The 13209-nt window shown below is 66.3% G+C and carries 10 protein-coding genes and 1 pseudogene; 5 read left to right on the forward strand and 6 right to left on the reverse strand.

Annotated elements, in window-relative coordinates:
* The first annotated feature begins 39 nt into the window (after nucleotides 1-39).
* On the forward strand, nucleotides 40-975 hold the full coding sequence (locus tag Q1K09_RS03060; protein ID WP_300343112.1) for an ABC transporter permease: 936 nt from the start codon (nucleotides 40-42) through the stop codon (nucleotides 973-975).
* A 10-nt stretch (nucleotides 976-985) separates the two neighbouring features.
* On the forward strand, nucleotides 986-2044 hold the full coding sequence (locus Q1K09_RS03065; protein ID WP_300343113.1) for an ATP-binding cassette domain-containing protein: 1059 nt from the start codon (nucleotides 986-988) through the stop codon (nucleotides 2042-2044).
* A gap of 24 nt (nucleotides 2045-2068) precedes the next feature.
* On the opposite strand, the gene ndk is transcribed toward Q1K09_RS03065, so the two are convergent.
* The 4 genes from ndk to ileS all read right to left on the reverse strand — a co-directional run bounded on the left by ndk (nucleotide 2069) and on the right by ileS (nucleotide 7773).
* Nucleotides 2069-2482, reverse strand: a complete 414-nt coding sequence (gene ndk, locus Q1K09_RS03070; protein WP_300343114.1) for a nucleoside-diphosphate kinase — start codon at nucleotides 2480-2482, stop codon at nucleotides 2069-2071.
* Nucleotides 2479-2943: a DUF4233 domain-containing protein gene (locus Q1K09_RS03075; protein WP_300343116.1), complete on the reverse strand. Its 465-nt coding sequence runs from the start codon at nucleotides 2941-2943 to the stop codon at nucleotides 2479-2481. Before Q1K09_RS03075 ends, ndk begins: the two co-directional genes overlap by 4 nt.
* Before the next feature lie 77 nt (nucleotides 2944-3020).
* Nucleotides 3021-4379, reverse strand: coding sequence for a folylpolyglutamate synthase/dihydrofolate synthase family protein (locus Q1K09_RS03080; RefSeq protein ID WP_300343143.1), 1359 nt, complete (start codon nucleotides 4377-4379; stop codon nucleotides 3021-3023).
* A gap of 46 nt (nucleotides 4380-4425) precedes the next feature.
* Nucleotides 4426-7773 (reverse strand): isoleucine--tRNA ligase, encoded by a 3348-nt coding sequence (gene ileS / locus Q1K09_RS03085; RefSeq protein WP_300343118.1) that lies wholly within the window; start codon nucleotides 7771-7773, stop codon nucleotides 4426-4428.
* A 286-nt stretch (nucleotides 7774-8059) separates the two neighbouring features.
* On the opposite strand from ileS, the gene Q1K09_RS03090 reads away from it, so the two are divergent.
* Complete coding sequence (locus Q1K09_RS03090) at nucleotides 8060-8770, forward strand: MgtC/SapB family protein (RefSeq protein WP_300343120.1); 711 nt, start codon at nucleotides 8060-8062, stop codon at nucleotides 8768-8770.
* 1 nt (nucleotide 8771) lies between these two features.
* On the opposite strand, the gene valS is transcribed toward Q1K09_RS03090, so the two are convergent.
* The gene (gene valS, locus Q1K09_RS03095) at nucleotides 8772-11408 is read right to left on the reverse strand and encodes a valine--tRNA ligase (protein WP_300343122.1); all 2637 of its coding nucleotides are present in this window, start codon (nucleotides 11406-11408) and stop codon (nucleotides 8772-8774) included.
* Nucleotides 11409-11535: 127 nt separating this feature from the next.
* Here valS and Q1K09_RS03100 point away from each other — a divergent pair, with 127 nt between their 5' ends.
* Nucleotides 11536-12312, forward strand: a complete 777-nt coding sequence (locus Q1K09_RS03100; RefSeq protein ID WP_300343124.1) for an SDR family oxidoreductase — start codon at nucleotides 11536-11538, stop codon at nucleotides 12310-12312.
* A gap of 57 nt (nucleotides 12313-12369) precedes the next feature.
* Here Q1K09_RS03100 and Q1K09_RS03105 read toward each other — a convergent pair whose 3' ends face one another.
* Nucleotides 12370-12969 (reverse strand): disulfide bond formation protein DsbA, encoded by a 600-nt coding sequence (locus tag Q1K09_RS03105; RefSeq protein ID WP_300343126.1) that lies wholly within the window; start codon nucleotides 12967-12969, stop codon nucleotides 12370-12372.
* A 150-nt stretch (nucleotides 12970-13119) separates the two neighbouring features.
* Between Q1K09_RS03105 and Q1K09_RS03110 the strand changes: the two are divergent.
* Nucleotides 13120-13209, forward strand: a pseudogene (locus Q1K09_RS03110) (IS5/IS1182 family transposase); the annotation flags it as partial.

The following is a 13209-nucleotide window of genomic DNA, read 5'->3' on the forward strand; positions in this document are numbered from 1 at the left end:
CCGCCGCCGCGGCATATCTGCAAGGAGGAGAGGCACCCCATGGCTGCACCAGCCACCGAGCGCACCGCGCCCAGCTTCACTGTCGGGGCGCAGCGGGTCGTCCAGATGGACGGCAGCAAGCTGGCCCGGGTGGGCGCACGTCCCCCGCTGGGCCAGTACCTGCGCGATATGTGGTCCTTCCGCCACTTCCTCATCTACGATTCGCACTCCCGGACGTCCTCGCAGAACTCAATGGACAACCTGGGCCGGTTCTGGATGGTGATGAACCCGATCCTGCAGGCCCTGGTGTACCTGACCGTGTTCGGCTACATCCTGGAGACCCACCGCGGCATCACCAACTTCATCGGGTACCTGATCATCGGCGTGTTCACCTTCCGGTTCATCCAAGCCTCGGTGACCAGCGCGTCCAATTCCATCGCCGGCAATCAGAACGTGGTCCAAGCGTTCAATTTCCCGCGCGCGGTGCTGCCGATCTCCTCCACCGTCCGGGAACTCTTCGCCACAGTGCCGACCTTCGTGGTGATGGCCATCCTGGTCTACTTCCTCGGCGATCTGCAGATCGGTGACATGGTACGTGAACCGATCACGCTGAGCTGGCACTGGCTGCTGTTCTTCCCTGCGATCTTCTTGGCCCTGCTGTTTATGGCGGGTCTTGGGCTGATCATGGCCCGGCTGGTCAACGCCTACAACGATGTCAAGAACCTGGTCTCCATCGGCACCCGCATCTGGTTCTATACCTCAGCGGTCATCTTCGGGGTGGATCGTTTCGCAGACCGCGGGCACGACTGGATCATGTGGCTGATGTACCACAACCCCGCCTTCTGCGTGCTGGACATCATCCGCCACGCCTGGATCTACGATGGCTTCGCCGACCCCTACCGCTGGATCGTGCTGGCGGCGTGGGCCTTCGGCGGCCTGGCCGTCGGCTTCATCGTCTTCTGGCAGGGCGAAGAGACCTACGGACGGGAGCGGTGATCAGCCAGTCATGAGCACCTCCACCTCCCACTACACTCCTCGGCGCGCCAACTGGCTTGCTGCCGGCGGGACCAAGACCGCAGATGGGCTCGACGTCGACCCGGAGATCCTCGACGACGGCTACGGATTCGACGAGATCGAAGAGATCGCCTGGGACGACCAGCCGCTGACCCAGAGCTCGCCGGTGGTGGAGACAGTGGACCCCGGCAGTGTGGCGGTCGCCGTCGACGGAGTCTCCAAGATCTACCGTGTGCGGTCCTCCACCGAGCACCTGAAGTCGCAGAAGCGTGTGGGCCGGCATGTCCAGCGCGTGCTGGGGTCCGGATGGGCGGAGATCCCCGCGCTGGAAGAGGTCAGCTTTGTGGTCAACCGCGGCGAGACGGTCGGGGTGATCGGAACCAACGGCTCGGGCAAGTCAACTCTGATGAAGCTGCTCACCGGTAAGATCCGGCCCAGCTCCGGGGAGGTCTATGCCACCTCCACCCCGGTGATGCTGGGCGTCAACGCCGCTCTGGTGCGGCAGATCTCCGGTCGGGAGAACATCAAGCTGGGTTGCCTGGCGATGGGCCTGTCGCCGAAGGAGACTGAGGAACGCTTCGACATGATCGTGGAGATCTCCGGGCTGGCTGATGCCCTGGACATGCCGCTGAAGGCCTATTCCTCCGGAATGGCCTCGCGGCTGCAGTTCGCCATTGCCACGGCTGTCGACCCGGATATCCTGCTCATCGATGAGGCGCTGAACACCGGAGACGCGCAGTTCCGCGCGCGGACCAAGAAGCGCCTGGACGAGGTGCGGGCCCAAGCCGGCTGCGTCTTCCTGGTCTCCCACTCCCTGGGGACCATCAAACAGATGTGCACCCGGGTGATCTGGATTGAGCAGGGGCGGCTGCTGGCCGACGGCGACCCTGAGTGGGTCTGCGCCCAGTACCAGGAGTACACCGATCACAAGTCCAATGACCGGATGCGCTCGGCCCAGATCGTCTACGACCGCACGCTGCTGAAGCTCTCCCCGGTGCAGGTGGAGTTCACCCCGGGAACGCGGCCGACCAAGGTCAGCCGCGCCCGGTAGTGCCCTCTGGCTGCGCCGGCAGGCTCAGCCGAACCAGATCTCGATCTCCCGGGCGGCAGACTCCGGTGAGTCGGAGCCGTGCACCAGGTTCTTCTGCACCTGCTCGCCCCAGTCGCGTCCCAGATCGCCGCGGATTGTGCCCGGGGCGGCCGTGGTGGGTTCAGTGGATCCGGCCAGGGAGCGGAAACCTTCAATCACCCGGTTACCCTCCACCACGGCGGCGACCAGCGGGCCGGAGAGCATGAAGTCCACCAGGGGCCGGTAGAAGGGCTTTCCCTCATGCTCGGCGTAGTGAGCGGCCAGCTGCTGCTCGGTGGCAGTAGTCATTGTCAGCTCAGCGATGGTGTAGCCCTTGGCCTCGATGCGCCGCAGGATCTCACCGGTGAGTCCGCGCTGGACGCCGTCGGGCTTGATCAGCACCAGGGTGCGTTCGCTCATGAAGTCTGCTCCTCACTGTTGTCGGTCCCGCTGGGGCGCTCAGGCTCAGCCGGCGGGCCGCTGCGCTGCTGGGCAGCGCGGTCGAGTTCTTCTTCCAGCCTGTATCTTTTCATCTTTTCGCGGTCGATCTGTGCGCCCCTGCTCACCGCGTACCACCAGCAGGCGGCGAAGCCCAGGCCCGGGATCAGCGCCAGCGGCACGATCAGTCCCTGGCTGGAGATCACCGCGACTGCCACGAAGCTGCCGGTCATCAGCACCTGCAGGGCCCAGCCCAACGGATAGCCGATGCGGGTGTGCAGCACCGCGCAGGTGCCCACCATCACCACCGCCAGCAGACACAAGCCGGCGAAGACCCACCAGACATAGGGCTGGTTCTGGTTCAGCCCCCAGGCGGCCAGTGCGAAGAAGAACATCAGCGCAGCCTCCAGGCACAGCACTGTGGAGGCGAAGAGAGCCTTCACCGAGCGAGGAGGTCTGGTCTGTCCGGGCCGCCATTCGCGCTGGGCGCGGGTCTGGCGCCGAGGTCTGCGGGCGGCCATCATCCTGCCCCGGCTTCTGGGGCGCCGCCGATGCCGGTGTCCTCGGCCCCCAGCAGTGCGCGGGCCTCCCCCACCAGCGTGACCGAGCCGGTGATCAGGATGCCTCCGGTGGCTGTCTGGTCCTCCTCGTCGATGCGTCCCACCGCCCAGTCGATGGCTTCGTCGCACCGGGATGCGGTGTGCACGGTGTCCTCGCGGAAACCGGCGTTCAGAGCCATCTCTGCCAGCTGATCCGGGGGAATCGCCCGCGCAGAGGTGGACTGGGTGAGGCAGATGTCGCTGACCAGCGAGTGGTACTGCTCGAAAAAGGTGTGCAGCATCTGCTGGGCGTCCTTCTCCTGAAGGATCCCGACGACGAGCACCAGCTGAGTCAGCCCGAAGCTCTCCTTGACGGCCAGGGCGCTGGCCTGAAGGCCCGCGGGGTTGTGGGCGGCGTCGACGATGATGGCAGGGCCGGTGCGCAGGGTCTCCAGACGTCCGGGGGAGGTGATGTGTTCGCAGGCCAGTCGCAGGTTCTCCATCTGCAGCTGCTGCTCTCCCCCGCCGATGAACGCTTCCAAGGCGGCTGTGGCCAGAGCGAAGTTCTCCGCCTGGTGCGCGCCGTGCAGGGGCAGCAGCAGGTCCGGGTACTTGCCAGCGAGCCCCTGGACGCTGATCTGCTGTCCGCCCACGCCGGGCAGCCGTTCGGCCACGCCGAACTCCACGCCTTCGAACCGGAAGGGCACCCCGGCCTCGCGGGCGGCGGCCAGCAGCTCATCTGCGGCTTCGGGCACCTGCGCAGCGGAGATCAGGAATCCGCCTGGGTTGATGATCCCGGCCTTCTCCTTCGCGATCTGCGCCTCGGTGTCACCGAGCATCTCTGTGTGGTCCAGGCTGATCGGGGTGATGACCTGCACCTGGGATTCGGCCACATTGGTGGCGTCCCAGGAGCCGCCGAGGCCGGTTTCGAGCACCATCACGTCCACCGGCTCATCGGCGAAGATCGAGAAGGCCAGCACCGTCAGCAGCTCGAACAGCGTCAGGGGCTGCTCCCCCTGGCGGGCCAGCTGTTCGTCTACGATCCCGATATGGGGCCGGATCTCGTCCCAGATCCGCACGAAGGTCTCGTCAGAGACCGGCCGTCCGTCCACTGAGATCCGCTCGGTGACTCGCCCCATGTGGGGGGAGGTGTAGCGCCCGACCCGCAGGTCATGAGCCAGCAGCCCGGCCTCGATCATCCGAGCGGTGGAGGTCTTCCCGTTGGTTCCCGCCACCTGGATGACTTTGGCGGCCCCATGCGGGTCGCCCAGGATGTCCATGGCCATGCGCATCGGCTCGATGCGCGGGCGCATGTCATTCTCCGGGGCCCGGGAGAGCATCTCAGCGTAGATGCTGGCCACAGAGTACTGGTCGATCGGCTGCTGCTCAGGCACGGGCGGTCTCCACTGCTTCGACGCTGATACGGGTCTCTTCGGAGGTCTCGCCCTGCAGCAGGTGCAGTTCGCTGCTCAGCGTCTCGGCTTTGACCAGGTCGGCGTGGGCCTCCACGGCTGCGATAGTCTCCGGGGAGGCGGTCACCGTAGTGGAGATCCTGTCGGAGACGTGCAGGTCTGCCTCCTTGCGGGCTGCCTGAATGCTGCGGATCACATCGCGTGCGGTGCCTTCGGCGATGAGCTCCTCGGTCAGCGAGGTGTCCAGCACTAGGAAGCCGCCGGAGGTCCCGGCGTCGTCGAGCACGGTGACTGCAGTATCCGTCAGCTCCTCGGAGACCGTGGTGGTCAGGGTGTATTCGCCCTCCTGCAGCTCCAGTCCGCCTGCAGTGACCTGCCCGTCGGAGACGCTCCAGTCCCCGGATTTGGCTCCCTTGATCGCCTGCTGCACGTCTTTGCCCAGTCGCGGTCCGGCTGCGCGGGCGTTGACCACCAGCTGCTGGCCGATCCCCCAGGAGGCGGCGTCGGTCTCGTCCGCTTCCCGCAGGTCCACGTGCTTGATGTTGAGCTCATCAGCGATGATCTGCTCATAGGTTCCAGCCAGCGCCCGGGCCTGCGGCACGACCACGGTGAGCCGGGCCAGCGGCTGGCGCACCCGGCGTTTGGCCTGCTTGCGCAGCGCGGAGCCGGCGGAGGCGATCCGGCGGGTGAGCTCCATCAGTTCCACAGCCCGCTCGTCCTTGACGTAGTCAGCTGGATCAGGCCAGTCGGCCAGGTGGACGCTGCGTCCACCGGTGAGTCCGCGCCAGACCTCCTCGCTCACCAGCGGCAGCAGAGGCGCCGCCACGCGGGTGAAGGTCTCCAGAGCGGTGTAGAGCACATCGTAGGCGGTGAAGTCCTCGTCGTAGAACCGCTGCCGGGATCGGCGGATATACCAGTTGGTCAGGGTCTCGGCGTAGCGGCGCAGAGCCTCGCAGGCACCTGCGACGGAGAACTCGTCGAGGGCGGCGGTGACCTCACGCACCAGATCACCTGTGGCGGCCAGGATGTAGTGGTCCAGTGGTGTGAGCCGCTCGTCGTCGCTGGTGACCGTCTTTGCCTGATACCCGGCTCCGCGGCGGGCGGTGTTGGCGTAGAGGGCGAAGAAGTGCCAGGCGTTCCACATCGGCAGCAGCACCTGCCGCACGCCTTCGCGGATGCCTTCCTCGGTGACGATGAGGTTCCCGCCGCGCAGAATGGGGCTGGACATCAGGAACCAGCGCATCGCATCGGAGCCGTCCCGGTCGAAGACCTCGTTGACGTCGGGGTAGTTCTGCAGTGACTTGGACATCTTCTGCCCGTCGGATCCCAGCACGATGCCGTGGCTGATGACGTTGGTGAATGCTGGGCGGTCGAACAGGGCGGTGGCCAGGATGTGCATGGTGTAGAACCAGCCGCGGGTCTGCCCGATGTATTCGACGATGAAGTCCGCCGGATGGTGGTCCTCGAACCATTCGCGGTTCTCGAACGGGTAGTGCACCTGGGCGAACTGCATGGAGCCGGAGTCGAACCAGACGTCCAGGACGTCCTCCACCCGACGCATGGTGGACTTGCCCGTCGGGTCATCCGGGTTGGGCCGGGTCAGCTGGTCGATCCAGGGCCGGTGCAGGTCCGGTTCGCCGGCGGCGTTGCGCGGATAGTCGCCGAAGGCCTCCTTCAGCTCCTCCAGGGAGCCGTAGACCTCGGTGCGCGGATAGTTCGGGTCGTCGGAGACCCACACCGGGATGGGGCTGCCCCAGTAGCGGTTCCGGGAGATGGACCAGTCGCGCGCGTTCTCCAGCCATTTGCCGAACTGCCCGTGCTTGACGTTCTCCGGGATCCAGTTGATCTGCTCGTTCAGCTCGACCATCCGGTCCTTGAACTCGGTTACGGCCACGTACCAGCTGGTCACCGCCTTGTACATCAATGGGGTGCGGCAGCGCCAGCAGTGCGGGTAGGAGTGCACGTAGGACTTCTCACGCACCAGGCGGCCGTCAGCGGCCAGGCGCTGGATGATGGCGCGGTTGGCTTCAAAGGCCTGGACCCCGGCGATCTCTGCCAGGGGCGTCTGGCCGGAGGGGGTGGGTTCGGCGAACATGGGGAGGAATTTCCCTGCCGCGTCCACCGAGAGGATCACCGGAATCCCGTTCTCCTCGGAGGACCGCTGGTCCTCTTCACCATAGGCGGAGGCCTGATGCACCAGCCCGGTGCCGTCGGTGGTGGTGATGTAGTCCTCCACCACCACCTGCCAGGCATGCTGGGTGCCCCACTGCTCGACGTCGGCGTAGTAGTCCCACAGCGGCTGATAGCGAAGACCTGCCAGGTCTCGTCCGCGGTGGCGGGAGACCACAGCGGCCTCGGCTGCCTCAGCTGCGGTGGCCTCGTCGCTGTCGGTGAAGCCCAGGTCCTTCGCGTAGGCGGGCACCAGCTCGGCGGCGAGCATATGCCGGCCCGGAAGCGGCCCGTCCTCGGGGGCCTGCACCACCGCGTAGTCGACGTCGGGCCCAACAGCCACAGAGAAGTTGGTGGGCAGGGTCCAGGGTGTGGTGGTCCACGCCAGCAGGTTCACCCCGGCCAGCTGCTCTCCGAGCTGGCCTCCCCCGGTGACCGGGAATGTGACAGTCACTGACGGGTCCTGCCGGTCCTTGTAGACCTCGTCGTCCATGCGCAGCTCGTGGTTGGACAGCGGGGTCTCGTCCTTCCAGCAGTAGGGAAGCACCCGGAAGCCCTGGTAGGTCAGGCCCTTGTCGTAAAGCTGCTTGAATGCCCAGATGACCGACTCCATGAACTCCACGTTCAGGGTCTTGTAGTCGTTTTCGAAGTCCACCCAGCGGGCCTGCCGGGAGACGTAGGCCTCCCACTCCTTGGTGAACTTCAGCACGTTGGCCCGGCAGGCGTCATTGAAGTGCTCGATGCCCAGGGATTCGATCTCGGCCTTATCCGTCATGCCGAGCTCCTTCATGGCGCTCAGCTCGGCAGGCAGACCGTGGGTGTCCCACCCGAAGCGGCGCTCCACGCGCTTGCCCCGCATGGTCTGGTACCGCGGGACCAGATCCTTCACGTACCCGGTGAGCAGGTGCCCGTAGTGGGGCAGCCCGTTGGCGAAGGGCGGGCCGTCGTAGAAGACGAACTCCTCGGCGCCGCGGCTGGTGTCCCGCTGCTCGATGGAGGCCTGGAAGGTGCCGTCGGCCTCCCAGTGCTTGAGCACCTGCTCTTCGATCTGCGGGAAGCTCACCGACGCCGGGACTGCACGCGAGGCGGCGGTGGTGGCGCGGGGGTAGACCGGCTGGTTCTGCTGCGGGCCCGTGGAGGGGTGATCAGTCATGGAGATTCATCCTCGTGGCAGTCCTGGTGTGGTGCTTCGGCCGCAAGGACGTCTGACCCGCTGTGCGGGGTGACGCGGTACCACCTTGCTTGCCCACGGAGTGCGCGGACCTCTTCATGACTGCTGTGACGGGCTTACCCGTCCGGTTCTACTGAGACCTGGATGGTCCGTTCTTCCGGAAGCTCACCGGTGATGGCCGGGTCAACGCTGCTGATGAAAGTGTAGCAATGTCGGCGGGTCGGCCACCTCCAGCTCGGGCCAAGGCAGGGTCCCTAACCTGGGAGGAATGGAGATCGAGCTGTTCCCGGCCTCTCTTTTGACCGAGGCGGTGCTGCTGGTCTGCGCCTTCGTGCTCTCCGGTGTGATCGGTGTGGAGCGGGAGATTCGGCAGAAGTCCGCCGGGACGCGCACCCATATTCTGGTGGGCACCGGCTCGGCACTGTTCACCCTGGTCTCCGCCTACGGGTTCGCCCATCTGATCGGCGATGACGTCATCTTGGACCCGTCCCGCATCGCTGCGCAGATCGTCTCAGGCATCGGCTTCATCGGCGCCGGAGTCATCTTTGTGCGGCAGAACATCATCTCCGGGCTGACCACTGCGGCCAGCATCTGGGTCACCGCGGCGGTGGGGATGGCCTGCGGGGCCGGGATGCCGGTGATCGCCGCGCTGACCACTGTGCTGTACCTGCTGGCGGTCACAGTGATCACCTGGCTGGTCCGCCGGCTGCCGCAGCAAGGACAGTCCCGGCTGTACACGGTGCGCTACACCGACGGCCGCGGCGTGCTGCGCGACATTCTGGGCGAGGCCAGCGATTCGGGGTACGAGTCAGCACTGTCACAGACCAAGCGGCAGGAGTCTGCCGAAGGGCCGGTGGTGGAGGCGACAATGCGCTTCACCCGCCATCAGCGCAACGCCGACGACGACCTGTTCCGCAGGCTCAGCGAGCTCGACGGCGTCCTCGAGGTCCGCCGAGTGCAGCAGGACCACGAGGACTGACTCAGACCTGTTCGGGGTCGGCGAGCTCGACGTCGGTGACGGTGATCTCCTCCGCGCCCTCACCGCTGACCAGCTCGAGGCTGCGGGCCTTAGTGGCCGCCTGCACATCCTGCTGGGCGGAGGCGATGTGCTCCACCGCCTGGGCCGGTCCGGCGATCCGGGCGCTGAGGATCTCAGTGCGCTGCTTGACCTTGGCATCTGATTTGGCCCGCCGCAGTCCGGACAGCGCCTCCCCCACGGCATCGAGCAGGGCTGGGTCGCCGTCGATCCCGCCCAGGTCTTCTGCCTGTGGCCACGCCTGACCGTGCACTGAGCCGGTACGCCACCAGCGCCACACCTCATCTGTGGCGAACGGCAGGATCGGGGCGAAGAGGCGCAGGACCTTGTCCAGAGTGGTCGCCAATGCGGCCAGCACCGAAGCCTGAGCCTGCTCACCGCGAGCGCCATAGGCGCGGTCCTTGACCAGCTCCACGTAGTCGTCGGTGAACGACCAGAAGAAGCTCTCGGTCACCTGCAGCGCCCGCGCGTAGTCATAGGCTGCGAAGTGCTCGGTGGCCTGCTCCACCACGGTGGCCAGCCGGCTCAGCAGAGCACGGTCCAGCGGCTCGGTCAGCACCGAAACGTCGTCGCCGCTGAGCACATGGGCCTCAGTCACCCCCAGGTTGAGCGCGAACTTCGAGGCGTTCAGCAGCTTGATGGCCAGGCGGCGGCCGATCTTCATCTGTGCCTCTTCGAAGGCGGTGTCCGCACCCAGCTTTGCGCTGGCAGCCCAGTAGCGGACCGCGTCGGTGCCGAAGCGATCCAGGACGTCGTCGGGAACCACCACATTGCCCTTGGACTTGGACATCTTCTTCCGGTCCGGATCCAGAATCCAGCCGCTGATGGCGGCGTTGGTCCACGGCACCGACTCGTGCAGCGAGTGGGCGCGCACCACGGTGGCGAAGAGCCAGGTGCGGATGATGTCGTGGCCCTGGGGCCGCAGATCGTAGGGGAAGACGCGGGTGAAGAACTCGTTGTCCCGCTCCCACCGGCCGGCGATCTGCGGAGTCAGTGAGGAGGTCGCCCAGGTGTCCAGGACATCCTGTTCGCCGATGAATCCCCCGGGGACCCCACGCAGCTCCTCCGAGTATCCCGGGGCGGGATCTGAGGAGGGGTCCACCGGCAGCTGGTGCTCCTCTGGCAGGATCGGCTCCTCATAGTCCGGGTTGCCGTCCTCGTCCAGGCGGTACCACACCGGGATCGGCACGCCGAAGAAGCGCTGGCGGGAGATCAGCCAGTCCCCGTTGAGGCCCTCCACCCAGTTCTCATACCGGGAGCGCATGAAGCTGGGGTGCCAGTCGATCTGCCTGCCCCGGCCGATGAGCTCCTCGCGGCGGCCGGCGTCGCGCCCCCCGTTGCGGATGTACCACTGGCGGGAGGTGACCACTTCCAGGGGCTTGTCACCCTTCTCGTAGAAGTGCACCGCGTGGGTGATCTGCGTGGGCTCGCCGTCGAGCAGATCCTGCTGGCGCAGCAGCTCCACCACCGCTTCCTTGGCGGAGTGCACGGTCTTGCCCGCCAGCTGCTGATAGTGCTGCCGGCCGGCCTCGTCAGTGATCCATTCGGGGGTCTCGCGTGCGAACCGGCCGTCGCGGCCGATGAGCGCCCGGGTGGGCAGCTGCAGCTCGCGCCACCAGGTCACATCGGTCATATCGCCGAAGGTGCAGATCATCGCGATGCCCGAGCCCTTCTCCGGGTCGGCCAGCTGGTGTGCTTTGACCTCCACCTCCACGGAGAACAGCGGGGAGGTCACTGTCTGGCCGAACAGGTGCTGGTAGCGCTCATCCTCGGGATGGGCCACCAGCGCCACGCAGGCCGGAAGCAGCTCGGGCCTGGTGGTCTCGATGAACACCTTCTCACCTGCAGCGGTGGTGAAGGGATAGCGGTAGTAGGCGCCGGGGCGCTCCTTGGCTTCCAGCTCGGCCTGGGCCACGGCGGTGCGGAAGGTGATGTCCCACAGGGTGGGGGCGTCTGCGGTGTAGGCATTGCCGGAGCGCACATCCCGCAGGAATGCGCGCTGGGAGGCCGCGCGCGAGTCGTCGTCGATGGTGCGGTAGGTCTGCCGCCAGTCCACCGAGAGTCCCAGCCGGGTGAACAGATCCTCGAAGACCTTCTCATCCTCCACGGTGAGCTTCTCGCACAGCTCGATGAAGTTCCGCCGGCTGATCGCGTCCCAGTCGCGCTGGTTCTTCGCCGGTTTGGCCGGCGGGGTGTAGTCCGGGTCGTAGGGCTGCGAGGGGTCGCAGCGCACGCCGTAGTAGTTCTGCACGCGCCGCTCAGTGGGCAGGCCGTTGTCATCCCAGCCCAGCGGGTAGAAGACCTTCTTCCCGCACATCCGCTGGAAGCGGGCCATCACGTCCGTCTGGGTGTAGGAGAACATATGCCCCACGTGCAGCGATCCCGAGGCGGTCGGCGGCGGGGTGTCGATGGAGTACACCTCATCGCGGGAGGCCGACTCGTCGAAGTGGTAGAGGCGCTCGGCCTGCCACGCGGCGTTGAGCTTGTCCTCCAGGCCCTCCAGCGCCGGCTTCTCGGGAACGTTGGGGGTGACGGGACGGGACTGTTCGGGCGCGTCTGTGCCCACGGTGTTTTCGGCCATGCGTGCCATTGTGTCATGACCCCAGACCATCCCCGGCGACGACGTCGGCCTGTGAGGATCCGATCAGTTCAGAAGATTTTCTGTCACGGGCACCACCTGTGAGCGGAATCTCACTACCCTTAGAGGTATGAACCACGATCCTGCATCCCACTCCCCCGCTGCGCGCCGGGCCCTGGTCACCGGCGCCTCCTCCGGCATCGGCGCCGCCACCGCCCAGCGCCTGACCTCAGAAGGCTGGCAGGTCTTCGCTGTGGCCCGGCGTGCCGAGCGGCTGGAGCATCTGGCTGAGCATGAGGGGATCATCCCTGTGGTCTGTGATGTCACAGACACCGAGCAGGTGGCCCAGGCAGTCCAGCAGGTCGCCGAGGCCGGCGGCATCGACACGCTGATCAACAACGCCGGCGGGGCTCTGGGCGTAGACCCGGTGGCCGAGGGGCGGCAGGAGGACTGGCGGTGGATGTTCGAGGTCAACGTGATGGGTACGCTGAACATGATCCAGGCCTTCCTGCCGATGCTGCGTGAGCACGGGGAAGGCACCATCCTGAATGTGACCTCCACCGCCGGGATCGTCAGCTATGAGGGCGGCGGCGGCTACAACGCCGCGAAGTTCGGGCAGCACGGGCTCACCGGTGCGCTGCGGCTGGAAGAGGCAGAGCACAATGTGCGCGTGGTCGAAGTGCTGCCGGGGATGGTCAAGACCGACGAGTTCTCCGCCAAGCGTCTGCGCGGAGACGCCGCCGCGGCGGAGAAGGTCTACGCCGGGGTGGACAAGCCGCTGCTGGCCGAGGACATCGCCGAGATCATCACCCACGCGGTGACCCTGCCGCACCACGTCAACCTGGATCAGATTGTGGTGCGTCCGGTGGCGCAGGCGGCTCAGCACAAAGTCATCCGCCGCGGCTGAGAACCGTGCGGCCGCCGCCTGGTCGAAGCCTCCGGCCACGGCCGCACGGACTGCGCTTCAGTCGAAGACGGGGCGCTCGGTCCGGCTGCGCTTGAGCTCGAAGAAGTAGGGATACTCAGCCATCGCCACGGCGCCGTCGAAGATCTTCCCCGCCTGCTCCCCGGTGGGAATGCGGGTGATGACCGGCCCGAAGAACGCCGTTCCTGCGAAGGCGACGATGGGGGTTCCCACGTCTTGGCCCACCTGGGAAATGCCTTCCTCATGGGAGCGGCGCATGGCCTCGTCGAATGTGTCGGTCTTGGCCTTTTCCACCAGGGACTCGTCCAGTCCCACCTCGGCCAGGGCCCGGCGGGATGCGGCCTCGAAGTCGCGGTGGCCGTGCACGTGGATCTCGGTGCCTACTGCGGTGTAGAAGTCTCCCAGCTTCTCCGGGGCGGTCTCGCTGACCGCAGTGGAGGTCCGCGCCGGGATCCAGCGGGCCAGCACATCCTCGTCCTCGGTGGGAGCCGGGTTCTTGTCCTCGTTGAGCACCCCGAGGCTCATCACATTCCAGTGGGTCTCAATATCGCGCACCTTCTCGACCTCCAGGATCCACCGGGAGGTGGCGAAGGCGAAGGGGCAGATGGGGTCGAACCAGAAGTCAACACGCTCAGCCATGGGGTGCGTCCTTTCGTTGCGGCGATCGGTCCATTCATGCCAACTCTATGTCCCGGCGCACCATTCCGCCGACCGGGTCGGGCCGGCACGGGGGGCGGCACTAGGGCGTGTCTGAGAAATATGTGAGGGACCAGCTGGAAGCCTGGAGGCATGTCACGTTTCCAGGTGCTCTCTGATGCTCAGTGGGAGCTGATTGCTGATCAGCTGCCTAAGCCCACAGGCAGGAAGGGGCGACCCTTC

The organism is Nesterenkonia sp. (assembly GCF_029265375.1).
Classification (GTDB): Bacteria; Actinomycetota; Actinomycetes; order Actinomycetales; family Micrococcaceae; genus Nesterenkonia.

Bases quoted from the DNA above. Each gene is read 5' to 3' on its own strand.
- Q1K09_RS03060 (WP_300343112.1), top strand. From the start codon at position 40: ATGGCTGCACCAGCCACCGAGCGCACCGCGCCCAGCTTCACTGTCGGG.
- Q1K09_RS03065 (WP_300343113.1), top strand. From the start codon at position 986: ATGAGCACCTCCACCTCCCACTACACTCCTCGGCGCGCCAACTGGCTT.
- ndk (WP_300343114.1), bottom strand. From the start codon at position 2,482: ATGAGCGAACGCACCCTGGTGCTGATCAAGCCCGACGGCGTCCAGCGC.
- Q1K09_RS03080 (WP_300343143.1), bottom strand. From the start codon at position 4,379: ATGCTCTCCCGGGCCCCGGAGAATGACATGCGCCCGCGCATCGAGCCG.
- ileS (WP_300343118.1), bottom strand. From the start codon at position 7,773: ATGACTGATCACCCCTCCACGGGCCCGCAGCAGAACCAGCCGGTCTAC.
- Q1K09_RS03090 (WP_300343120.1), top strand. From the start codon at position 8,060: ATGGAGATCGAGCTGTTCCCGGCCTCTCTTTTGACCGAGGCGGTGCTG.
- valS (WP_300343122.1), bottom strand. From the start codon at position 11,408: ATGGCCGAAAACACCGTGGGCACAGACGCGCCCGAACAGTCCCGTCCC.
- Q1K09_RS03100 (WP_300343124.1), top strand. From the start codon at position 11,536: ATGAACCACGATCCTGCATCCCACTCCCCCGCTGCGCGCCGGGCCCTG.
- Q1K09_RS03105 (WP_300343126.1), bottom strand. From the start codon at position 12,969: ATGGCTGAGCGTGTTGACTTCTGGTTCGACCCCATCTGCCCCTTCGCC.